Genomic DNA, 21,622 nt, shown 5'->3' with positions numbered 1-21,622 from the left:
ACTTTATGCGGATAAACGTTGAATGATGGCGTCGCGCAGTGCCGGCAACAGGGCGCGGCGCGCGGCCAGGACTTCCGGCGCCGTCTCGCGCTGGACCACGGCCCAGCTGGGGTTCGGGAAATGCGCGTCGTCGCGGTAGCGGGGAATCACGTGCCAATGCACGTGCGGCGTCATGTTGCCGAAACTGGCCACGTTGACCTTTTCCGGCTGCATCACTTCACGCACGGCCAGCTCGACTTGCCACACGACTTCCATGACGTAGTTGCGCTCGCCGGGTGTCAAATCCGTCATTTCCTTCACATGCTTGTTCCAGATCACACGGCAAAAGCCGGGATAGGCGGCGTCATCGACGGCCACGACAGACAGGCGCTCGCTGCGCCACAGCAAGGTCTCCAGACCTTGCTTGTTGGCGTAGCCGTCGAGCAAGCTGCACAGATCGCAAGGCGCGGACATTACACCAGCACCCGTTCGATGCCGCCGTCATTGGCGCGTTTCACGTAATCCGGCATCCAGTTCTCTCCCAGCAAGTGTTTGGCGATCTCGACGACGATGTAGTCGGCCGTCGTGCCCGAATCGTCATTGTAGCGCGACAGGCCTTGCAGGCACGACGGGCAGCTGGTGAGGATTTTCACGTCGCCCGTAAACCCATCGCCGCGCAGCTTGTCGGCACCCTTGACCATCTCTTCTTCCTTGCGGAAACGCACTTGCGTAGAAATGTCGGGACGCGTGACGGCCAGGGAACCCGATTCGCCGCAGCAACGGTCATTCTTCTCGATCTTCACGTTATCCACCGTGCTGATCAGGGAATTGATGGTCTTGCCCGATTCCTGCAGTTTCATCGGATTGTGGCATGGCTCGTGGTACATGTAACGGGTGCCGTTGACGCCTTCCAGCTTGACGTTTTTCTCCAGCAGATACTCATGGATATCCATGATGCGGCAGCCAGGGAAAATCTTTTCGAACTGGTACGTCGCCAGCTGGTCGTAGCAGGTGCCGCACGAGACGAGCACCGTCTTGATGTCCAGGTAATTGAGCGTGTTGGCCATGCGATGGAACAGGACGCGGTTATCCGTCATCATCTTCTCGGCCTTGTCGAATTCCCCGGCACCGCGCTGCGGATAACCGCAGCACAGGTAGCCAGGTGGCAAGACGGTCTGCACGCCCACTTCCCACAGCATCGCCTGTGTGGCCAGGCCCACTTGCGAGAACAGGCGCTCGGAACCGCAACCGGGGAAGTAGAACACGGCTTCCGTATCGGCCGTCGTCGTCTTCGGATTGCGGATGATCGGGATGACCTTGTCGTCTTCGATGTCGAGCAGCGCGCGCGCCGATTTCTTCGGCAGGTTACCCGGCATTTTCTTGTTAATAAAATGGATCACCTGCGCCTTGACGGGCGGCTTGCCCGTCGATGGCGGTGGCGCCTTGGTTTGCTTCTTGGCAAATTTCTTCAGCAAATCGTGGCCCAGGCGCTGCGCCTTGTAACCCCAGCCAATCATGACCTGGCGCGTGGCGTTGATGGTCACGGGATCGGTGGCGTTGAGGAACATCATCGTGGCCTTGGTGCCTGGATTAAAGCTCTTCTTGTCCATCTTGCGCAACAAGTTGCGCATGTTCATCGACACGTCGCCGAAATCGATGTTGACGGGGCAAGGCGTGACGCATTTATGGCACACGGTGCAATGATCGGCCACGTCCTCGAACTCTTCCCAATGCTTGATGGAAATACCGCGGCGCGTCTGCTCTTCGTACAGGAAGGCTTCGATCAGGGACGAGGTCGCCAAAATCTTGTCGCGTGGCGAGTACAGCAAGTTGGCGCGCGGCACGTGCGTCGAGCACACGGGCTTGCACTTGCCGCAACGCAAGCAATCCTTGACGCTGTCGGCGATGGCGCCGATATCGCTTTGCTGCATGATCAAGGATTCATGGCCCATCAGGCCGAACGATGGCGTATAGGCATTGCGCAAGTCGGCGCCCATGCCCGGCAGGTTCAGCAATTTGCCTTTATTAAAACGGCCTTCGGGATCGATGCGCTGCTTGTAGCTGCGGAATTCGCCGATTTCTTCTTCCGTCAAAAATTCCAGCTTGGTAATGCCGATGCCATGTTCGCCGGAAATGACGCCGTTCAGCGAGCGGGCCAGGATCATGATGCGGCCCACGGCTTCGTGGGCGTCCTGCAGCATTTCGTAATTGTCCGAGTTGACGGGCAAGTTCGTGTGCACGTTGCCGTCGCCCGCATGCATGTGCAACGCGACAAACACGCGGCTACGCAAGATGCGCGCATGGATGGCGGTGGCCTCGTCGAGGATCAGTTTGAAGGCGGCGCCGTTGAAGATCTGGCGTAGCTGGGCGCGGATCTCTTGCTTCCAGGTAATGCGTACGGTGCGGTCCTGCACCACGTCGAACAGGGTGGCGTCCGGCTGCGTTTCCAGGCGCGCATCGAACACGGGCAGCAAGCGCTCCATGCCCAGTTCGGCCAATTCGCCCTTCACGTCCGCCAGCGGACGGTCGAACTGGGCCAGCAGATAGGTCCAGCGGGCCGTGACTTGGGCCAGCAGCTGTTGTGCCTGCTCGGCGCGGTCGCCCAGCATTTCCGCATCGTCGACGCGGTCGTCGGACGCATCGTCGCTCTTGCCTACTGGCAAATTACCTTTGCCAAAGAATTCGCTCAGGGCCTCGGCCAGTTGCAGCTTGTTCTTGATCGACAGTTCGATATTGATGCGCTCGATGCCATCCGTGTATTCGCCCATGCGATTGAGCGGAATCACCACATCTTCATTGATCTTGAACGCATTCGTGTGCTTGGCGATCGCGGCCGTGCGGGCACGATCTAACCAGAACTTTTTGCGCGCTTCCGGGCTGACGGCCACAAAACCTTCACCCACGCGGGTGTTGGCGATGCGCACCACTTCCGACGCCGCTTGCGCGACGGCATTTTCATCGTCGCCGACGATGTCGCCAAACAGGGCCATCTTCGGCAGCACGCCCCGCTTCGACTTGGTGGCATAGCCGACGGCGCGCAGGTAGCGCTCGTCCAGGTGTTCCAGGCCCGCCAGGCGGATGGTCGTGTATTGCTCGCCCTTGGCCGGCAAGCCATCGAGGTAATCCTTGATTTCCACGATCGACGGAATCGCGTCGCGCGCCTGGCCAAAGAATTCCAGGCAGACGGTGCGGGCGAACTTCGGCATCTTGTGCAGAATCCAGCGCGCCGACGTGATCAGGCCGTCGCAACCTTCTTTCTGGATGCCCGGCAAGCCGGCGAGGAATTTGTCGGTCACGTCCTTGCCCAGGCCCTCTTTACGGAACTTGCGGCCAGGAATTTCCAGGATTTCCGTCTTGAACGGCGCGTTCGGTTTTGTCGCGTCGCGCGTGCTCGGGTGGCGCCATTCCAGCTGGAAACGTGCCAGTGCGATATCGTGGATCTTGCCCAGGTTATGGTCGAGGCGGGTGACGTCGAGCCAGTCGCCGTTCGGGTCGACCATGCGCCACGAGGCCAGGTTGTCCAGCGCCGTGCCCCACAGCACGGCTTTCTTGCCGCCCGCATTCATGGCGACGTTGCCGCCGATGCAAGAGGCGTGGGCCGAGGTCGGGTCGACGGCGAAGACGAAGCCGGCCTTTTCCGCCGCTTCCGACACCTTGTTCGTGATCACGCCCGCGCCCGAATTGATCGTCGCGTATTCGTGCGTCAAGCCCGGCAAGACCGTCATTTCCACGGCGCCCAAAGTAATGAGTTTTTCCGTGTTGATGACGGCCGACATCGGCGTCAATGGAATCGCGCCGCCCGTGTAGCCGGTGCCGCCGCCGCGCGGGATGATGGTCAGCCCCAGCTCGATACAGCCTTTGACGAGGCCGGCCATTTCCTCTTCCGTGTCGGGCGTGAGCACGACGAACGGGTACTCCACCCTCCAGTCGGTGGCGTCCGTCACGTGCGAGACGCGCGTCATGCCGTCGAAGCGCACATTGTGCTTTTCCGTGTAGCGGCCCAGCACCTTGACCGTGCGCTTGCGCAAATCGTAGGTCTTGCGGAATTCGTCGCCAAAGTCGGCCACGGCCTTGCTGGCCGCTTTCAGCAGCAGCTCCACATTGGCGCTGCGCGCCTTGGCCACTTCCGGCGCTTCGCCACTGGCAGCGACGTCGCCGCCGGCCGCATCGATGCCCAGGCGGCGTTTGTCGACTTCGGCCAGGCGGTGATGCAAGGCATCGATCAAGCCCTGGCGGCGCTTCGGATTGTCGAGCAAGTCATCCTGCAGATAGGGATTGCGGCGCACGACCCAGATGTCGCCCAGCACCTCGTACAGCATGCGGGCCGAACGGCCCGTCTGGCGGGCGCCGCGCAGCTCGTCGAGCAGGCGCCAGGAGTCCTCCCCCAACAGGCGTATGACGATCTCGCGATCGGAAAACGACGTGTAGTTATACGGGATTTCGCGCAGGCGGCTTGCTGCGGGACCATTCGGCGTTTCTGCCAGTAAAGCTTGGATATGTGCGGGAGCGTTCATGGAGTGTGGTGACGATGTGGACTGGACCCTAAAGGCCCATTTTATCTTATTGCGCCGCACCATGCGGGAACAGCCTTATTCCGCCCAAGGTTTAAGCACCTCATCCGCTACCATAGCAAATACGGAAAAGCCCTATTTTTCATGAATAAAAAACCAGTCTTGCTGATTTTTCGACGCAAAAATGCCAAGAACAGGACTCTGCCACGAACTATCGAACTGCCCAAAAATGGGGCAAATTGGCGTTGCATGTAGCCCCATTCAGGCCAGCATTTGTCCAATCCGGTGCCATACGCCATCAGGAACGTAGAGCAGCAAGCCCGTCATGGTCAGGTAGCGCGCGCACTTGCCGACGGCCATGTAGGCCACGCTGGGCCAGAACGGCAGCTTGAGCCAGCCTGCCAGGGTGCACAGGGGGTCGCCCACGATGGGCAGCCAGGCCAGCAGCATGGTCTTGGCGCCATAGCGGGCCAGCCAGCGGAACCAGCGCGTGTCGCGCTCCTTGGCAAACGCCTGCTTGGCCCGGTAGCCGAGCCAGTAGTCGACGATGCCGCCCAGGGTGTTGCCCAGGGTGGCGACGCCGATGGCGGCCCAGAACAGCGCGGGATTGGCCTTGATGACGGCAAAGACGGCCGGTTCCGAGCCGAGCGGCAACAAGGTGGCGGAAATAAAGCTGATCAGAAAGACCGATGTCAGCCCGACTTCCGGCGCTGCGATCAGCTGCAGCAGCCAGGCGATTGCGGATTCGATCATGGAACACTTCACGATGCGGTAAGGCTCTCCATTATAATGAAGAGCAGCTTGCGCGCCGCACAATCCGCGCCGGCCGGCAAAGGCATACCCGCCCGCAGTTCCACAGAGCATTATTGTCGCCAGGCTATCCGCCGCGGCGCCGCCGCTATCGCCCGACACGCTCCAGACCCTTTCTGGCCCAGAATCACTTGCTTGCAGACTATGAACATCGACTACCTCAAGAAAATCCTGACCGCCCGCGTCTATGACGTCGCTACTGAAACGCCGCTGGAACTGGCCCCTGCCCTGTCGCAGCGCCTGAACAACCAGATTTACTTCAAGCGCGAAGACATGCAAAGCGTGTTCAGTTTCAAGATTCGTGGCGCCTACAACAAGATGTCCAAGCTCAGCGAAGCGGAACGCAAGCGCGGCGTGATTTGCGCCTCGGCCGGCAACCATGCCCAGGGCGTGGCCCTGTCTGCCGCGCGCATGGGTTGCCGCGCCGTCATCGTCATGCCGACCACCACGCCGCTGGTGAAAGTCGAGGCGGTCAAGGGGCGCGGCGGCGTGAACGTGGAAGTGGTGCTGCACGGCGAGTCCTACACGGATGCCTACAACCATGCGCTGACCCTGGAAAAGGAACAGAAGCTGACCTTCGTGCACCCGTTCGACGACCCGGACGTGATCGCCGGCCAGGGCACGATCGGCATGGAAATCCTGCGCCAGCACGCCGGCCCCATCCACGCCATCTTCGCTCCCATCGGCGGCGGCGGCTTGATCGCCGGCATTGCCGCCTATGTGAAACAGATTCGCCCCGACATCAAGATCATCGGCGTGCAAAGCGTCGATTCGAACGCCATGGCTCGCTCGCTGAAAGCCGGCGAACGCGTGACCCTGAACGATGTGGGCCTGTTTGCCGATGGCACGGCAGTGCGCCTTGCCGGCGAGGAAACCTTCCGCCTGGTGCAGGCATATGTCGATGAAATCATCACGGTCGACACGGACGCCATCTGCGCCGCCATCAAGGATGTGTTTACGGACACGCGCTCCATCCTGGAACCATCGGGCGCGCTGGCCATCGCCGGCGCCAAGGCCTATGTGGAACGGGCCAGCCTGACCAAGCACCCCGTCAACAATGAAACCCTGGTCACCATCGCCAGCGGCGCGAACATGAATTTCGACCGGCTGCGTTTTGTGGCGGAACGGGCCGAACTGGGCGAGTTCCGCGAAGCCGTGTTTGCCGTCACCATGCGCGAACAGCGGGGCAGCTTCAAGCGCTTCTGCTCGCTCATCGGCGCGCGCAACGTGACGGAATTTAACTATCGGATCAGCGATGAAAAAGCCGCGCACGTGTTCGTCGGCATTCAAATTGCCGACCGGCATGAGTCGAGCGTGCTGGCGAAGACCTTCGAGGAACACGAATTCAAGACCCTGGACCTGACCCACGACGAGCTGGCCAAGTCGCATATCCGCCACCTGGTCGGCGGCAAGAGCCGGCTGGCGCAAGACGAGCTGCTGTACCGCTTCGAGTTCCCCGAACGGCCGGGTGCACTGATGCGCTTCCTCGACAGCATGGCGCCGAACTGGAATATTTCACTTTGCCACTACCGCAGCCAGGGCGGCGACGTGGGCCGGATCCTGATCGGCTTGCAAGTGCCGCCCGACGAGATGGGAGAGTTCGCCCGCTTCCTCGATACCCTGGGCTACCGTTACTGGGATGAGAGCAGCAATCCTGTCTACAAACTGTTCCTGGGGTAAATAGTTAGTAACCCAACTGCAAATGCTGGGGTCGGACCCTGCAGGGTCCGACCCCGGTCCTTGCCGTTGGGTTGAAATAGGCTACCATGCGTCCTTGACTGAATTCACGCCACACGACCATGACCACCACCAACGATCTCGCCGAACTGTCTCCCCTGGGCAAAAGCTCCGCCTACCGCACCGATTACGCGCCGGAATTGCTGTTTCCGATTCCGCGCCAGGGCAAGCGCGACGAGCTGGAACTGCACGGCACCTTGCCCTTCTTCGGCCTCGATATCTGGAATGCATATGAACTGTCGTGGCTGAACCAGCGCGGCAAGCCGCAGGTGGCCATTGCCAAGGTCAGCGCACCGGCCGATTCGCCCAACATCATCGAGTCGAAATCGTTCAAGCTGTATCTGAACTCGTTCAACCAGACCAAGCTCGATAGCGCGGATGCGCTGCTGGCCTTGCTCAAGCAGGATTTATCGAACGGTTTCGGCGCGCCCGTGCAAGTGGAACTGACCTTGCAGGACGATTTCGGCAAGCTGAAAATGGGCGAATTCAACGGCGTGCTGCTCGACCGCCTGGATCTGGAAATCACGCAATACACGCCCTCGCCGCTGCTCTTGAAGGCGGCACTCGATGAAGCGCCGGTGGAAGAAAAACTCGTCTCGCACTTGCTCAAATCGAATTGCCTGGTGACGGGCCAGCCCGACTGGGGCAGCGTGCAGATCGAGTATGCGGGACCGCAGATCGACCAGGAAAGCCTGTTGCGCTACCTGATCGGTTTCCGCGAGCACAATGAATTCCACGAGCAATGCGTGGAGCGCATCTTTGTCGATATCTTGCGCCAGTGCAAGCCGCAAAAACTGTCCGTGTATGCGCGCTATACGCGCCGCGGCGGCCTCGACATCAATCCCTGGCGCAGCAATTTCAGCACGGGTACGATGCCAGGCAATCTGCGCAATGCGCGCCAGTAACATTGATTGGGTAACATCGCGCAACACGACGAAACCATGCCAACAGGAATGTTGGCTGTGTTTTAAAACAACGTTGCAGTAGTGCCGCAGAGCATGTCACAGACGGTGAAAAATCGGAAAATCGGCATTCGGCGGCGGAAAAACCGGTGCGCCGCGTGTTTTTAATCAGGAAATAGCCGATACACGCCGATGTTATTTTTTTGCTAAAATGATGGCTACGCGGGCTGTAGCGCCCACTGCGCCCGCAGCGGGCGTATACTGTTGAGAATTGGCGTTACAGGCCACCGAAACAGGCCTATAATTCGGCTCGCAAGCCCTCTGCGCATTGCACCATCTCATTGAGTGTCATGACTAATCTTAGCAAAATATTATCCCTCGAAAACGTCCTGCTGGACCTGGAAGTCTCCAGTAAAAAGCGCGCCTTCGAGCAAGCCGGCCTGATCTTCGAAAACAATTACGGCATCGCCCGCTCTACCGTCTCGGACAATCTGTTTGCCCGCGAACGCCTGGGCTCGACTGGCCTGGGCCATGGCGTGGCCGTGCCGCATGGCAGAGTCAAGGGCAGCAAAACCTTGAAATCGCCGCTGGGCGCCTTCGTGCGCCTGGCCGAGCCGATTCCGTTCGAGTCGCCCGATGGCAAACCCGTCAATCTGCTGTTTTTCCTGCTGATTCCCGATCATGTCACCCAGCAACATCTGGAAATCCTGTCGGAAATCGCCGAAATGTTTTCCGACGATGCCTTCCGCACGGCGCTGGCCACGGATCCGGAACCGAAATCCGTGCATTCACGCATCGTCAATTGGCAACCTAGTCTGCAAGCGGCGGGTTAAACTTCAGGTATTCCTCCACTCCTGAAGAAGACTGCCATGTTGCAAACGCCACTGACGATACAACGCCTGTACGACGACAATCGTGAAAGTCTGCAACTGGGCTGGTTCGCCGGCTTCCCCGGCGGCGAGCGCCTGATCTCGGGCGACGTCTCGTCGGCCGCCGACCAGGTGGGCCACTTGAACCTGATCCATCCGGGCCGCATCCAGGTCTTTGGCCACCAGGAAATCAATTACTACCAGCGCCTGAAGGTCAACACGCGCACCCACGTGATTGGCGAGCTGATCGCCGGCGGTCCGCCCGCGCTGATCATCGCGCAGGGGCTGGAAACACCGCCCGACATCCTCGCCATCTGCGACGAGCAAAACATTCCCCTGTTCTCCACCCCGCTGCCGGCCGCGCAAGTGATCGACTTCCTGCGCGTCTACCTGTCGAAAAAGCTGGCGCAACGCATCATCATGCATGGCGTGTTCATGGACGTGCTGGGCGTGGGCGTGCTGATCACGGGCGATTCGGGCCTGGGCAAGAGCGAGCTGGGCCTGGAGCTGATTTCGCGCAGCCACGGCCTGGTGGCCGATGACGCCGTCGAATTCTCGCGCATCGCGCCCAACATGATCGAAGGACGCTGCCCGCCGCTGCTGCAAAACCTGCTGGAAGTGCGGGGACTGGGTTTACTCGACATCAAGGCCATCTTTGGCGAAACGGCCGTGCGCCGCAAGATGCGCCTGAAACTGATCGTGCACCTGGTGCGCCGCAACGCACTGGAAGAAGAGGTCGAGCGCCTGCCCTTCCTGTTCCCCACGGAAGACGTGCTGGGCTTGCCCGTGCGCAAGGTCGTCATCCCCGTCGCCGCCGGCCGCAACATCGCCGTGCTGCTGGAAGCGGCCGTGCGCAATACGATTCTGCAGCTGCGCGGCATCGATACCTTGCAGGAGTTCATGGAGCGGCAACGTTTGGCAATGAGTGGCGATTAATTACCGGGGTCCGACCCGACGGGTCTGACCCCACATTGACGCCAATGGCAACAATTAAATACAAGCAATGCTCGAACAATAATTGCAATAATTTGTAAAGATAATTGCCTTGGGAGCAGAGCGTCGATCTTTATTGTATGATCGGCGTATGCATATCGTCCTTATCACCGGAATATCCGGCTCCGGTAAATCCGTCGCGCTCAATGTGCTGGAAGATACCGGTTACTATTGTGTCGACAACCTGCCACCGGCCTTGCTGCCCAGCCTGGTGCAAACCCTGCTCGACGAAGGTACACCGCAACTGGCCGTCGCCGTCGATGCGCGCAGCGCCGAGTCGCTGACCAGCCTGCCGCACAATGTGGCCCTGCTGCGCGACCAGGGGCACGACGTCAAGGTCATGTTCCTGACGGCCACCACGCATTCGCTGGTGGCGCGCTTCTCGGAAACGCGGCGCAGCCATCCGCTGTCGCACGAATTGCGTCCGAACCAGAATCCCGCCAGCCGCCGCACCCTGATCGAGTGCATCTCGGAAGAACGCGAGCGCCTGTCGGCCATTGAACAACTGGGCCATGTGATCGACACGTCGGAATTGAGCGCCAACAAGCTGCGCGCCTGGATCAAGGATATCGTCGCCTCCGAACGCGCGCCGCTGACCCTGTTCTTCGAATCGTTCGCCTTCAAGCTGGGCGTGCCGCTGGACGCCGATTTCGTCTTCGACGTGCGGGCCTTGCCGAATCCCTATTACGACCTGGCCCTGCGCCCCCTCGACGGACGCGACGCGCCCGTGATCGCCTTCCTCGACGCGCAGCCGAGCGCGCTGGAACTGCTGGCCGACATCCGCGCTTTCATCGAAAAATGGTTGCCGTCATTCAAGTCCGACAACCGCAGCTACCTGACGGTGGCCCTCGGCTGCACGGGCGGCCAGCACCGCTCCGTATACATGGCGGAACGACTGGCGCAATACTTCGGCCCGAATGAACGGGTGGTGCTGCGCCACCGCGAGCGCTCCTAGTTAATCCAGGTGGCGCAGCGGATGCGCTTGAGCCGGCCAGACGGGGGCAAAGAAGCGCGCCACCATGGCAGCGTCGACGTCGTCCAGGCTGGCGGGGTTCCAGCGCGGCGCATTGTCCTTGTCGACCACCAGCGCGCGCACGCCTTCGAGCACTTCGCCATGCGCGAAGTTATGGCGCACCACCGTGCGCTCCAGACGCAGGCAATCGGCCACGCCCAGGTGAGCGCCCCGCTGCAGCAATTCCAGGGTGACCGACATCATCAAAGGAGAGCGCAAACGCATGGCCGCCAGCGCCTTGGTGGCGAATGCACTGCTGTCCTGCGCCAGCGAGGCCATGATGGTCGCCACCGAACCCGCGCCGAAATGGCGATCCAGCGCCGCACGCGCCGTCGCCAGGGAAGATACCCCCGCCCCGGCCTGGAACGGTGCCGCCAGCGCCTTGACGGCTACCGGCAAGGCCTCGCCCGGCGTCGAGTCGAACAGGGCCAGCAGCGCCCCCATCTGCGCCTCGGGCAGGAACACATCGGCCAGGCCCGTGTACAGGGCGTCGGCCGCGCTGATCGTCAAGCCCGTCAAGCCCAGGTACAGGCCCAGCTGGCCGGCCAGGCGGGACAGGAAATAACTGCCGCCCACGTCAGGGAACAAGCCAATATTGACTTCCGGCATGGCCATGCGTGTGCGGCCCGTGACGATACGCAGGCGGTTGCCGGGCCCGGCTTGCGCCACGCCCATGCCGCCGCCCATCACCACGCCGTCCATCACGGCAATATACGGTTTCGGATAGAAATGAATCACATGATTTAAGGCGTATTCTTCCGTAAAGAAATCTTCCAGCAAGGCGCTGCCGCCTTGCGGCGTGGCCTGGCCCGCATCGTAAAAGAAGCGGATATCGCCGCCGGCGCACAGGGCTTTTTCGCTGCTCGATCGAATAACGACGGCGTCCACGTGCGGATCGTCGCGCCAGGCCAGCAGGACCGCGCTCAGGGCGCGCACCATCTCCAGCGACAGGGAATTCAAGGCTTTCGGACGGTCGAGCACGATGTGCCCGGTGCGGTTGCGGATGGAGGTCTGGACGAAGTCGCTCATGGCAGGCAGGAAAGAAGTGAAAGTGCAAACATTCTAGCCCTTGCGCGGGGAAGATTGCGTTCAACAGGTCCAGGCGCAAAAAAGGGCGCAAGATGTGCGCCCTTAGTTGATCACAACTGCTGGAAGCGGGTGGCCTTAAACGGCGACGACGGCGTCTTCCTCGGAGTTGTCTGGCAGATGCTTGATCGCCTCTTTACCGTGCCCTTGCACTTTGGTTTTGTATTTCATCACTTGCCTATCGAGCTTGTCGATCAGGGTATCGATCGCGGCGTACAGGTCGTGCGCCAGGCTTTCCACATAGACAGTCTTGCCACTCAAACGCAGGTTGACTTCAGCCTTTTGACGTTTTTCTTTCTCTTTGAGGTTATCCACGGTCAGAATCACGGCGATATCGATAACTTGATCGAAATGACGTTTCACGCGCTCCAGCTTCGTTTGTACGTATTCACGGATGGCTGGTGTCACTTCGAGATGATGTCCGCTGATGGTGAGATTCATACACACTCCTAAAGATGATCGGGTTCGTGCGGTCCATCCTATCCGGCCCGCAGAGGAACCGAAAAAAACTTACAAACACTTACGCAGGCTCACTGGCGGAATTTTCAACGCTTCCCGGTATTTGGCAACAGTACGTCGCGCAATCACCATGCCTTGTTCCCCCAGCATGTCCGCAATCTTACTGTCGGATAAAGGATTTTTAGGGTCTTCTGCTCCTGTCAGTTGCACGATCAATGCCCGTATCGCCGTCGATGACGCTTCGCCCCCCGCTTCGGTGGCGACGTGGCTACCAAAGAAATATTTCAACTCGAACATGCCGTGCGGGGTCAGCATGTACTTTTGAGTTGTTACCCGCGAGATAGTACTCTCGTGTAAACCCAGTGTATCAGCTATTTCACGGAGCACAAGGGGGCGCATGGCAACGGCCCCATGCGAGAAAAAGTTCTTTTGTCTTTCTACTATCGCCTGTGCCACGCGCAGGATGGTGTCGAAGCGCTGGCGCATATTCTTGATCAGCCACTTGGCTTCCTGCAACTGTGCGCCCATGGCGCCCTCGCCCTTGCCCTGCTTGAGCAGGTTGGCGTACATGGCGTTGACGCGCAGGCGCGGCATGACGTCGTTGTTCAGGGTCACTTGCCAGCCATTGCGCGCGCGCTTGACGACGACGTCAGGCACCACGTAATCGGACACGTCCGAGGCGAACACGGCGCCCGGATGCGGATTGCACTGGCGAATCACCGTCTGCGCTTCGCGCAAGTCTTCCTCGTCGCAATCGAGGGCTTTTTTCAGCTTGTTGAAATCGCGCTGGGCAAACCAGGCCAGGTGCTTTTCCACGATGACGAGGGCCATGCGCCGCGTCACCATGGCGATGTGCGGCAAGCGCTTGATTTGCAGGGCCAGGCATTCGGACGCATTGCGCGCGCCCACGCCGGGCGGATCGAAACTTTGCAGCAGCGACAAGGCCGTGCGCATCTCGTCGGCGTCGATTTCCAGCTCTTCCGGCAGGCGCGCCAGGATGTCGTCGAGCGACTCTTCCAGGTAGCCATTGTCGTCGAGCGCGTCGATGATCAGCTCAACCAGCGCGCGGTCGCGCAATTCCAGCACCGTCACGCGCATCTGCTCCATCAGGTGCTCGCGCAGAGTGCAGTGATGGGCTTCCAGCTGTGGACGCGAATCTTCATCGTCCGGCGCCTTGCCGCGGCTCGCCTCGCTCCAGTCGCTGTCGCCGCCATCCGCGGCAGCCGGACTGTCGCCCGCCTCGCCATCAAAGGTTTCCGCTTCGGCCGGCGCGGCGGGCGCTTCCTGGCCTGGCGGCTGGGGCGGCGCTTCGGCCGGCGCGGCCGTGGAACTCAAGGCGCCGTCGGACAGCAGGCGCAGCGAACGGTCGAGCGGATCGTCTAGGCGTTCGAGCAAGGGATTGTCCGTCAGCAATTGCTCTAGTTCCTGGTGCAATTCCAGGGTAGACAATTGCAACAGGCGTATCGATTGCTGCAACTGCGGCGTCAGTGCCAGGTGCTGCGAAGTGCGCAGCTGCAATGATTGTTTCATTGGCTCACATGCGGAAGTGTTCGCCCAGATAGACCCGGCGTACCGACTCGTTCGCGATGATGTCGTCGGGGCGTCCCGACGCCAGCACCGAGCCCTGGTTGATGATGTAGGCACGGTCGCAGATACCCAGCGTCTCGCGCACATTATGATCGGTGATCAGCACGCCGATATTGCGCTCCTTCAAGAAACGCACGATGCGCTGGATCTCGATCACGGCGATCGGATCGACGCCCGCGAACGGCTCGTCGAGCAGCACGAAACGGGGATCGGTGGCCAGCGCGCGGGCGATTTCCACTCGGCGGCGCTCGCCACCCGACAGGGACAGGGCCTGGTTCTCGCGCAGCTTTTCAATTTGCAAGTCGGCCAGCAATTTGTCCAGGCGCTCCTCGATCTCGGCCTTCTTCAAAGGACGGCCTTCGACGGTCTGGATTTCCAGCACGGCGCGGATATTGTCTTCCACCGTCAGCTTGCGAAAGACGGACGCTTCCTGCGGCAGGTAGGACAGGCCCATCTGCGCGCGGCGGTGGATCGGCAGGCTGGAAATGTCCACGCCGCTGATATCGATGCTGCCGCCGTCCGACGGCACCAGGCCGACGATCATGTAGAACGAGGTGGTCTTGCCGGCGCCGTTCGGGCCCAGCAACCCCACCACTTCGCCGCATTCGACTTGCAGCGAGACATCATGCACGACTTGCCGCTTGCCATAGGTTTTTTGCAGACCGCGAACGATCAGGGTGCTGCCGCAACGTGTATTTTCCATTATTTCTTTCCTGGCGCGGGCGTGGCCGGCGCTTTCTCCGCCGCCGGCGCCTTGGTCTTCGGCTGGATCACCATGCGCACGCTGCCGCCATCGGGCGTGCTGGTGCCGCTGTTGGAATTTTCCATCGCAAACACTTCCTTGCGGCTGTCATACGAGATGAAGGCGCCGTTGGCCACGTCGGTGACTTTCGTGCCTTCCAGGCGCGTCAACTTGGCCCGGGAAAACAGTTTCACCACTTCCGTCTTGTTGTCGTATTCCACGCGCTCCGCTTCGCCTTCGACCCACAGGTCGCCCGCGCCATCGCGCTTCTGACGGAAGGTGGCCAGCTTGCCGGGATCGGCCCAGAAGGTAATGAACTGGTAGCCTTGCGGATCTTCCGTGATCAGGGCCCGGCCCGCCTTCATGGTCAGGGTGCCTTTCACCAGCACGACGTCGCCCGTCAGGGTGCGCACCTGCTTGACGTCATCGACGTGGCCGCTGCGTGCCGTGATGACGGCTTCCTTCTCGGAATCGGCCTTCTCGGCATGCGCCACGCCCATGATGGCCAGGGAAAATACGGTCAACAGCAAGATCTTCTTCATAGTATGGTTTCCTTGTTTCATTCTGTCATTTTGCCGCCGCGGCCGGGCGCGGTTTCGGCGGGAGGACCATGCGCAGCGCATTCTGCACTTCCACCACGCCGGTGGCGTTATTGGCCTTCATGCCGACGCCATTGAGGCGCGAGGCGCCCGTCAGGATATCGACAGGCACGTCCGTTTCCATTCTTTCCTCATCCGGGAACACCGTCAGCGCTTCCGTCCTGACCGTCAGGTTCTGCGCCTTCGGGCTGGCCACGCGGTCGATCACGACCTTGCGGTGCAGTTGCAGCCGGGTATTGTCCTGGTCGATATGCGCCAGTTCCGCATTCATGTTCAACGGCGGCATGCCTGGCGTGAGCTTGCGCACGAAGGGCTGGTCGATATCGGACGAATCGTCGGCCGGATAATGCGTGAGCTTGGTGCCCGACACGATATAGCTGGGTTTGCCCGTCAAATCCATGCGCACCAGGCTGAAATTGGTGATGAAATAATCGGGCTCATCCAAATGTTTGCTGGCCTTGATGTCCTGGCTGTTCTTGTTCATCACTTCGAGCAGCCAAAAGCTGGCCAGCGCGACAACAACCGCGCCCAGCAGGGTAAAAATCGTGCGCCAGCGATGGGCGCCTCCTGGCTTACGCATAGGGTTTCACTCTTTCCAATATCACTGGCGGCAAGGCGCGCCTCACTCCAGGAACGGCGCCATGACGCGCGCATAGTTGTCCTGGGCGCGCAGCAGGAATTCGCAGATCTCGCGCACGGCGCCGCGGCCGCCGCCGGCCTGCGTCACATGGTGCGCCAGGCCCTGCGCTTCCGGGCGCCCGCCCGGCACGCTGACGGCAAAACCGACGCGCTTCAGGATGGGCGCATCGATGACGTCGTCGCCGATATAGCCGCATTGCTCTTCCGTCAAGCCCGTCAGCGCCAGTAGTTCGCGAAACGGCGTCAGCTTGTCGTGGCCGCCCTGGTGCACATGGGTAATGCCCAGGTCCTGCGCGCGGCGTGCCGTGATGGCCGAGCGGCGCGCGCTGATGATGGCCGTCTGCACGCCCGATTCCTGCAGCAGCTTGATGCCCAGGCCATCATACACATTAAACGTTTTCATCATCTCGCCGTCCGGGCCGAAATGCAGGCTGCCGTCGGTGAGCACGCCATCGACGTCAAAGATCATCAGTCTGACCTTGGCCGCGCGCGCCAGGTTGTCCGCTACGCTGTCCATCAAATCACCTTCGCTTGCGTCAGATCATGGATATGCAGCGCGCCCACCAGCTTGCCGTCGGCATCGACGACCAGCATCTGGTTGATGCGGAACTGCTCCATCACGGCCACGGCATCGACGGCCAGGCGTTCGGGCGCGATGCTGCGCGGCTGCGCATGCATGACGTCGCGGATCGCCACTTGCGTGAAATCCTGCACGCGCTCGAACATGCGGCGCAAGTCGCCATCGGTAAACACGCCCACGGGGCGGTTGTCCGCATCGACAACGGCCGTCATGCCCATGCCCTTCTTCGTCATTTCTTCCAGCGCCTGCAGCAAGGAAGCGTCCACGGGCACTTGCGGCACCCGTTCGCCGCTGCGCATGACGTCATGCACGTGCGTGAGCAGGCGGCGGCCCAGGGCGCCACCTGGATGCGAGCGGGCAAAATCTTCTTCCTTGAAGCCGCGCAAGTCGAGCAATGCCACGGCGAGCGCGTCGCCCAGGGCCAGGGTGACGGTGGTGCTGGCCGTCGGCGCCAGGTTCAGCGGACAGGCTTCTTTTTCAACAGAAACATCCAGGTGCACGTCGGCCAGCTGGGCCAGGCTGGAATTCGGCTTACCCGTCATGGAAATGAGCACGCCGCCCATGCGCTTGACGACGGGCATGATGGCCATCAGTTCCGACGACTCGCCCGAGTACGATATGGCAATAAAAGCATCGTCCGAGGTGACCATGCCCAGGTCGCCATGGGCCGCTTCGGCCGGATGCACGAACAGGGCCGGCGTACCGGTGGAAGCGAGGGTGGCGGCAATCTTGCGCGCGATATGGCCGGATTTGCCGATGCCGGAGACGACGACTCTTCCTTTGCATTGCAGCAACAGCGCCACGGCGCGGCCCACGCTGTCGTCCGTGGCCAGGCGCGCGTGCAACGCAACGATGGCGTCGGACTCGATCTGCAAGGTGGTGCGGGCCAGCGCGACGGCGCGCTCGGTCGTCGCTTGCATGTCAATTCGATCAAAAGCTTTCAGCATTGTTTTTTCATGGGTTACACTCATGCCCAAAGTATAAACGAATTAGGAAAGCAAAAAACTTGCCAGTCACAACAAACAACGATTTCCATTGACCGTACCGGGCAACCCATGTTTTCCTCGCTTGAACTGACCCTGATGTTACTCGGCAGCGCCGTGCTGGGCGTGGTCGCTTTCAGAATGTTGCATTTGCCGCCCATGCTGGGCTACCTGGCCGTTGGCATCGTCATCGGCCCCCACGCGCTGGGCCTGGCGGCGGAAAACGAGGCCAGCCATACGCTGGCCGAGTTCGGCGTCGTCTTCCTGATGTTTTCCATCGGGCTCGAGTTTTCTCTGCCCAAGTTCCTCGCCATGCGGCGCATCGTCTTCGGCCTTGGCATGGCGCAGGTGGTCACCACCATCATCGCCACCGTCGTCTTCGGCTGGCTCGTCGGACATTACCTGTCCGCCTACATCCACCTGAGCTGGCAAGCCGCGTTCGCCCTGGGTGGCGCGCTGGCCATGTCGTCGACGGCCATCGTCTCGAAAATGCTCACGGAGCGGCTGGAGCTCGAAAGCGAACACGGCCGCAAGATCATCGGCATTTTGCTGTTCCAGGACCTGGCCGTCGTGCCCCTGCTGATCCTGATTCCAGCCCTCACGCGCGATTCGGACAACCTGGCCGAAACCCTGGCCTGGGCCGGCGGCAAGGCCCTCGTCGTACTCATTTTGCTGCTGTTCATCGGCCAGAAACTGGTGCGCGGCTGGCTCACCATCGTCGCCAAGCGCCGCTCGCAAGAATTGTTCATGCTCAACCTGCTGTTGATTACCCTGGGCGCGGCGTGGATCACGGAGCGGGCCGGGCTGTCGCTGGCCCTGGGCGCGTTTGTTGCCGGCATGCTCATTTCCGAGACGGAATTCAAGCATCAGGTGGAAGAAGATATCAAGCCCTTCCGCGACGTGCTGCTGGGCCTGTTCTTCATCACCGTCGGCATGCTGCTCAACATCCGCGTCGTGCTCGACAACTGGTGGCTCGTGCTGCTCTTGCTGTGCGGCCCCGTGCTGCTGAAATTCGCGCTGATCGCGGGCCTGGCCCGGCTGTTCGGCTCCAGCAACGGCGTGGCCCTGCGCACGGGACTGGGACTGGCGCAGGCTGGCGAGTTCGGCTTCGTGCTGCTGAACCTGGCTGGCGGCATCAAGCTGATGGACCCGTTCGTCGTGCAGGTGGTGCTGGCGTCGATGGTGCTGTCGATGCTGGTGGCGCCCTTCCTCATCGCCAAGTCCGACGCCATCGTCATGAAACTGGCGGCCAACGACTGGATGATGCAATCGCTGGCGCTGACCAAGATCGCCACGCGCACCATGGCCTCGCAGAAACACGTGCTGATCGCCGGCTTCGGGCGCAGCGGGCAAAGCCTGGCCACCCTGCTGGCGGAAGAAAAGATCGAATACCACGCGCTGGATCTGGACCCCGAGCGGGTGCAGGAAGCGCAGCTGGCCGGCGCTCACGTGTCGTATGGCGATGCGGGCCGGCGCGAAAGCCTGGTGGCGGCCGGCATCTACCGGGCCAGCGCCGTGGTGATCACGTACGCCAACACGCCCTCGGCCTTGAAATTATTGCATTTGCTCAACGAAATGGCGCCGACCTTGCCCGTCATCGTGCGCAGCCACGACGATACCGACCTCGATCAGCTGAAGAAGGCTGGCGCGGCCGAAGTGGTGCCTGAATTGATGGAAGGCAGCCTGATGCTCGCTTCGCACGCCTTGATCATGATGGGCGTGCCCCTGCGCCGCGTGGTGCACCGGGTGCAGGCGGCGCGCGAGGAGCGTTATGCGTCCCTGCGCGGCTATTTCCACGGTTCCAGCGACGCAGGCGACGATGCCGAGCTGGAACGCCTGCATACGGTCACCGTCAGCGAAGGCGCGCACTGCGTGGGCTTGCCCCTGAGCACGATCGACGTGGCCGGCTGCGGCGCTGCCGTGACGACCATCCGCCGCGGCCGAGGCCGCCTCGATGTCACCCCCGAGACGCAGCTGGCCAGCGGCGACGTGGTGGTGCTGCGCGGCACGGCCGACGCCGTGGCCAAAGCAGAAACTTTACTGTTAAAGTAATTAACCTGACTGCGCCTGCCAGCTGACGACCTTGTTGCGGCCATCGGCCTTGGCCTGGTACAGGGCCTGGTCGGCATGCGCCACCAGTTGCTGCGCCACCGTTTCGATCGGCAGCAGCGCCGCGTCCGCTTCCAGGCTGGCCACGCCGATCGACACGCTGACCCACGCTTGCGCGCTGCCCGGCAAGTCGAACATGGTGCCGGCGATGCTGGCGCGGATGCGCTCGGCCACGAAAGTCGCGCTGTCGAGGTCGGCGTCGATCAGCAGCACGACGAATTCCTCGCCGCCGAAACGGCCCAGCGCGTCCGAGCGGCGCAATTCCGTGCGGATGCGCGTCGCCACTTCGCGCAGCACTTCATCGCCGCCCTGGTGGCCATGCGTGTCATTGACCAATTTGAAATGGTCGATGTCGATATACATGCATGAGATGCAATAATTCTGGCGCCGCGCGCGGGCAATTTCTTCCAGCAGGCGGCGGTCGATATAGCGGCGGTTGTAGACGCCCGTCAGGGAATCGGTCAAGCCGATGTATTTGAGCATTTCATTGCTGATCACGTTTTCCAGGCAAATGGCAATGATGGACGCCATGTGCTTGATGAAATCCGTGCCCAGCGCGGGCGTAAAGCGCGTCACGTCGCTGCTGGCCAGGTTCAGGCTGCCAATCAGGCGCTTGTTGCGCAGCAAGGGCACCAGCGCCACGCTGCGCAGCGCATCGATACCCGGAAAACGCGGGCCATGCACGGCCGCATCGAAGGCCCCCAGCAGCGGCATCGGCGGCAAGGCCGCTTCGCCCTCGGCCACGGGCTTTGGTGCGGCAAAACCCAGCTCCGCCACGGCATGCACGAACAGCAACTGCGGAAAGGCGCTGAAATCGACGCCCAGCTTTTCCATCACCAGCACGATATCGTCATCCTCGTCGAGCAGGCTCAAAGTCACGCCGTCGAGGTCGGAAATCACGGGCAAGGTGCGGAAGATGGTGCCGATCAGTTCGGGAAACGTGGACGCGCCGACGATTTCCAGGTCGAACGCCTGGTGACGGCACATGATGTCGTGGTTGCGCTCGACCTGTTCCAGCAGGAAAGCCATACGCGCCCGCAAGGCCTGGTTTTCGGCTTCGAGGCTGGCAATGCGCGGATCCGGCGGTATTGCTTGATTCATAGAAACCTTAAACCCTTGTGTGCGGGCGCCATGCTTAAAATGCCAGTTCGAAACCGATGTCCTGCCCCACCACGATACGCTCATCGCCGCCTTCGGTGACGATGGCGTTCATGCCGAAGCAGATGGCGCCGTCGAGCTCGGGCTTGGCGCGGTAGCCATGCATGACATCGAGCGGGTCCGGTCCGGGCACGCCCGTGGCCTGGTCCACCGACGGGATCGGGCAGCGCGAGCACGGCTTGACGGGTTTTAGCACGGTCGCGCCGAATTGCAGGAAATCGGCGTAGTCTTCCTCGAAGGCGCCGATGTCGCCGATGACGAGGTTGGGACGGAAACGGTTCATCGGCAAGGCCTCGCGGCCGGCGGCGCGCAGCTTGTCGTTGACGTCATCGAGCGAAGCATTGCCCGCGATCAGCACCGGGTAGCCATCGGCAAACATGGTCTCGGCAGCCACGCCGTCCGTCCATTTGGTGCTCGTGGCGCGCACCACGTCCGGGTGAAAGCGCACCAGCCGGCACGGCACGCCGATGGCGTTGGAAAACCAGGTGGCAGTGACGTCGTCGCAATCGTAGGCGCGCACGCTATCGTCCCACACTTGCACGTCCAGCATCGGTGCCAGTTGCGGATGCGGCAAACCCAGCTCGATTTCCAGGCGCAGCATGCCCGGCGCGCGCAATTCCAGGGTGGTGGCCTTGATGGACGGCACGATCAGCGCCATGCGCGGATGTTCGCGCTGGGTCAGGAAGCGGCCCTGCTCATCGACCACCATCCATTCGCGGTCGAACACGTGCTCGCTCATCAGCCCCGAGCGCGTCAGGACAGCTTCGCGCAAGTGGATGCCGGCGCACGATTTGATCGGATACAGGATGATGTCGGACAGGATAGCCATGAACCAGGGACAAGGAACAGTGTTGCTGCTTCTGCCAG

Annotated in this window: 19 protein-coding genes; 6 read left to right on the top strand and 13 right to left on the bottom strand. The window is 61.3% G+C overall.

The window, feature by feature from the left end:
- Nucleotides 1–3: 3 nt before the first annotated feature.
- From FG13_RS21520 to FG13_RS21510, 3 genes are all read right to left on the bottom strand, one after another.
- Nucleotides 4–453: an HIT family protein gene (locus FG13_RS21520; RefSeq protein ID WP_035824142.1), complete on the bottom strand. Its 450-nt coding sequence runs from the start codon at nucleotides 451–453 to the stop codon at nucleotides 4–6.
- On the bottom strand, nucleotides 453–4,493 hold the full coding sequence (locus tag FG13_RS21515; RefSeq protein WP_035824140.1) for a DUF3683 domain-containing protein: 4,041 nt from the start codon (nucleotides 4,491–4,493) through the stop codon (nucleotides 453–455). The genes FG13_RS21520 and FG13_RS21515 overlap by 1 nt, the downstream gene beginning before the upstream one ends.
- A 258-nt stretch (nucleotides 4,494–4,751) precedes the next feature.
- Nucleotides 4,752–5,243 (bottom strand): YqaA family protein, encoded by a 492-nt coding sequence (locus tag FG13_RS21510; RefSeq protein WP_035824134.1) that lies wholly within the window; start codon nucleotides 5,241–5,243, stop codon nucleotides 4,752–4,754.
- Between the two features lie 201 nt (nucleotides 5,244–5,444).
- Here FG13_RS21510 and ilvA point away from each other — a divergent pair, with 201 nt between their 5' ends.
- From ilvA to rapZ, 5 genes are all read left to right on the top strand, one after another.
- Entirely contained in the window at nucleotides 5,445–6,980 is a 1,536-nt protein-coding gene (ilvA, locus tag FG13_RS21505) for a threonine ammonia-lyase, biosynthetic (RefSeq protein ID WP_034753344.1), read from the top strand.
- Between the two features lie 119 nt (nucleotides 6,981–7,099).
- On the top strand, nucleotides 7,100–7,942 hold the full coding sequence (gene queF, locus FG13_RS21500; RefSeq protein ID WP_035824131.1) for an NADPH-dependent 7-cyano-7-deazaguanine reductase QueF: 843 nt from the start codon (nucleotides 7,100–7,102) through the stop codon (nucleotides 7,940–7,942).
- A 347-nt stretch (nucleotides 7,943–8,289) separates the two neighbouring features.
- Nucleotides 8,290–8,772 carry a PTS sugar transporter subunit IIA gene (locus tag FG13_RS21495; protein WP_034753339.1) on the top strand — a complete coding sequence of 161 codons (483 nt, stop codon included), beginning with the start codon at nucleotides 8,290–8,292 and terminating at the stop codon, nucleotides 8,770–8,772.
- Between the two features lie 36 nt (nucleotides 8,773–8,808).
- Nucleotides 8,809–9,744: an HPr(Ser) kinase/phosphatase gene (gene hprK / locus FG13_RS21490; RefSeq protein ID WP_034753337.1), complete on the top strand. Its 936-nt coding sequence runs from the start codon at nucleotides 8,809–8,811 to the stop codon at nucleotides 9,742–9,744.
- Between the two features lie 148 nt (nucleotides 9,745–9,892).
- Nucleotides 9,893–10,756, top strand: a complete 864-nt coding sequence (gene rapZ / locus FG13_RS21485) for an RNase adapter RapZ (RefSeq protein WP_035824128.1) — start codon at nucleotides 9,893–9,895, stop codon at nucleotides 10,754–10,756.
- Here rapZ and FG13_RS21480 read toward each other — a convergent pair whose 3' ends face one another.
- The 8 genes from FG13_RS21480 to FG13_RS21445 form a co-directional block, all read right to left on the bottom strand.
- Nucleotides 10,757–11,842: an enoyl-CoA hydratase/isomerase family protein gene (locus FG13_RS21480; protein ID WP_035824126.1), complete on the bottom strand. Its 1,086-nt coding sequence runs from the start codon at nucleotides 11,840–11,842 to the stop codon at nucleotides 10,757–10,759.
- Nucleotides 11,843–11,977: 135 nt separating this feature from the next.
- Nucleotides 11,978–12,340, bottom strand: coding sequence for a ribosome hibernation-promoting factor, HPF/YfiA family (gene hpf, locus FG13_RS21475; protein ID WP_035824124.1), 363 nt, complete (start codon nucleotides 12,338–12,340; stop codon nucleotides 11,978–11,980).
- 69 nt (nucleotides 12,341–12,409) lie between these two features.
- Nucleotides 12,410–13,888 carry an RNA polymerase factor sigma-54 gene (locus FG13_RS21470; RefSeq protein WP_035824120.1) on the bottom strand — a complete coding sequence of 493 codons (1,479 nt, stop codon included), beginning with the start codon at nucleotides 13,886–13,888 and terminating at the stop codon, nucleotides 12,410–12,412.
- 4 nt (nucleotides 13,889–13,892) lie between these two features.
- Nucleotides 13,893–14,648: an LPS export ABC transporter ATP-binding protein gene (gene lptB / locus FG13_RS21465; RefSeq protein WP_035824117.1), complete on the bottom strand. Its 756-nt coding sequence runs from the start codon at nucleotides 14,646–14,648 to the stop codon at nucleotides 13,893–13,895.
- On the bottom strand, nucleotides 14,648–15,229 hold the full coding sequence (gene lptA, locus FG13_RS21460) for a lipopolysaccharide transport periplasmic protein LptA (RefSeq protein ID WP_035824115.1): 582 nt from the start codon (nucleotides 15,227–15,229) through the stop codon (nucleotides 14,648–14,650). Before lptA ends, lptB begins: the two co-directional genes overlap by 1 nt.
- Before the next feature lie 25 nt (nucleotides 15,230–15,254).
- The gene (lptC, locus tag FG13_RS21455; RefSeq protein ID WP_035824112.1) at nucleotides 15,255–15,866 is read right to left on the bottom strand and encodes an LPS export ABC transporter periplasmic protein LptC; all 612 of its coding nucleotides are present in this window, start codon (nucleotides 15,864–15,866) and stop codon (nucleotides 15,255–15,257) included.
- Between the two features lie 42 nt (nucleotides 15,867–15,908).
- Entirely contained in the window at nucleotides 15,909–16,442 is a 534-nt protein-coding gene (locus FG13_RS21450; protein ID WP_035824109.1) for a KdsC family phosphatase, read from the bottom strand.
- Nucleotides 16,442–17,476: a KpsF/GutQ family sugar-phosphate isomerase gene (locus FG13_RS21445; RefSeq protein ID WP_035828559.1), complete on the bottom strand. Its 1,035-nt coding sequence runs from the start codon at nucleotides 17,474–17,476 to the stop codon at nucleotides 16,442–16,444. The genes FG13_RS21450 and FG13_RS21445 overlap by 1 nt, the downstream gene beginning before the upstream one ends.
- 84 nt (nucleotides 17,477–17,560) lie before the next feature.
- Here FG13_RS21445 and FG13_RS21440 point away from each other — a divergent pair, with 84 nt between their 5' ends.
- Nucleotides 17,561–19,540, top strand: a complete 1,980-nt coding sequence (locus FG13_RS21440; RefSeq protein WP_035824107.1) for a monovalent cation:proton antiporter family protein — start codon at nucleotides 17,561–17,563, stop codon at nucleotides 19,538–19,540.
- On the opposite strand, the gene FG13_RS21435 is transcribed toward FG13_RS21440, so the two are convergent.
- Together FG13_RS21435 and FG13_RS21430 are read right to left on the bottom strand one after the other, a co-directional pair.
- The gene (locus tag FG13_RS21435; protein WP_035824106.1) at nucleotides 19,541–20,698 is read right to left on the bottom strand and encodes a GGDEF domain-containing protein; all 1,158 of its coding nucleotides are present in this window, start codon (nucleotides 20,696–20,698) and stop codon (nucleotides 19,541–19,543) included.
- 34 nt (nucleotides 20,699–20,732) lie between these two features.
- Nucleotides 20,733–21,584: an MOSC domain-containing protein gene (locus tag FG13_RS21430; RefSeq protein WP_035824105.1), complete on the bottom strand. Its 852-nt coding sequence runs from the start codon at nucleotides 21,582–21,584 to the stop codon at nucleotides 20,733–20,735.
- Nucleotides 21,585–21,622: the final 38 nt, after the last annotated feature.

It is taken from the genome of Janthinobacterium sp. RA13, from assembly GCF_000745325.1.
GTDB lineage: Bacteria > Pseudomonadota > Gammaproteobacteria > Burkholderiales > Burkholderiaceae_D > Janthinobacterium > Janthinobacterium rivuli.
Note: the sequence above shows the minus strand (reverse complement) of the source record. Positions and strands in the feature narration are given on the sequence as shown.

What these genes read in the sequence shown, in the direction of transcription:
- FG13_RS21440 (WP_035824107.1), top strand. Translation starts at nt 17,561, where the DNA reads ATGTTTTCCTCGCTTGAACTGACCCTGATGTTACTCGGCAGCGCCGTG.
- FG13_RS21480 (WP_035824126.1), bottom strand. Translation starts at nt 11,842, where the DNA reads ATGAGCGACTTCGTCCAGACCTCCATCCGCAACCGCACCGGGCACATC.
- queF (WP_035824131.1), top strand. Translation starts at nt 7,100, where the DNA reads ATGACCACCACCAACGATCTCGCCGAACTGTCTCCCCTGGGCAAAAGC.
- FG13_RS21515 (WP_035824140.1), bottom strand. Translation starts at nt 4,493, where the DNA reads ATGAACGCTCCCGCACATATCCAAGCTTTACTGGCAGAAACGCCGAAT.
- FG13_RS21520 (WP_035824142.1), bottom strand. Translation starts at nt 453, where the DNA reads ATGTCCGCGCCTTGCGATCTGTGCAGCTTGCTCGACGGCTACGCCAAC.
- rapZ (WP_035824128.1), top strand. Translation starts at nt 9,893, where the DNA reads ATGCATATCGTCCTTATCACCGGAATATCCGGCTCCGGTAAATCCGTC.
- FG13_RS21470 (WP_035824120.1), bottom strand. Translation starts at nt 13,888, where the DNA reads ATGAAACAATCATTGCAGCTGCGCACTTCGCAGCACCTGGCACTGACG.
- FG13_RS21450 (WP_035824109.1), bottom strand. Translation starts at nt 16,442, where the DNA reads ATGGACAGCGTAGCGGACAACCTGGCGCGCGCGGCCAAGGTCAGACTG.
- FG13_RS21435 (WP_035824106.1), bottom strand. Translation starts at nt 20,698, where the DNA reads ATGAATCAAGCAATACCGCCGGATCCGCGCATTGCCAGCCTCGAAGCC.
- hpf (WP_035824124.1), bottom strand. Translation starts at nt 12,340, where the DNA reads ATGAATCTCACCATCAGCGGACATCATCTCGAAGTGACACCAGCCATC.
- FG13_RS21495 (WP_034753339.1), top strand. Translation starts at nt 8,290, where the DNA reads ATGACTAATCTTAGCAAAATATTATCCCTCGAAAACGTCCTGCTGGAC.
- FG13_RS21445 (WP_035828559.1), bottom strand. Translation starts at nt 17,476, where the DNA reads ATGAGTGTAACCCATGAAAAAACAATGCTGAAAGCTTTTGATCGAATT.
- ilvA (WP_034753344.1), top strand. Translation starts at nt 5,445, where the DNA reads ATGAACATCGACTACCTCAAGAAAATCCTGACCGCCCGCGTCTATGAC.
- lptC (WP_035824112.1), bottom strand. Translation starts at nt 15,866, where the DNA reads ATGCGTAAGCCAGGAGGCGCCCATCGCTGGCGCACGATTTTTACCCTG.
- FG13_RS21510 (WP_035824134.1), bottom strand. Translation starts at nt 5,243, where the DNA reads ATGATCGAATCCGCAATCGCCTGGCTGCTGCAGCTGATCGCAGCGCCG.
- FG13_RS21430 (WP_035824105.1), bottom strand. Translation starts at nt 21,584, where the DNA reads ATGGCTATCCTGTCCGACATCATCCTGTATCCGATCAAATCGTGCGCC.
- lptB (WP_035824117.1), bottom strand. Translation starts at nt 14,648, where the DNA reads ATGGAAAATACACGTTGCGGCAGCACCCTGATCGTTCGCGGTCTGCAA.
- lptA (WP_035824115.1), bottom strand. Translation starts at nt 15,229, where the DNA reads ATGAAGAAGATCTTGCTGTTGACCGTATTTTCCCTGGCCATCATGGGC.
- hprK (WP_034753337.1), top strand. Translation starts at nt 8,809, where the DNA reads ATGTTGCAAACGCCACTGACGATACAACGCCTGTACGACGACAATCGT.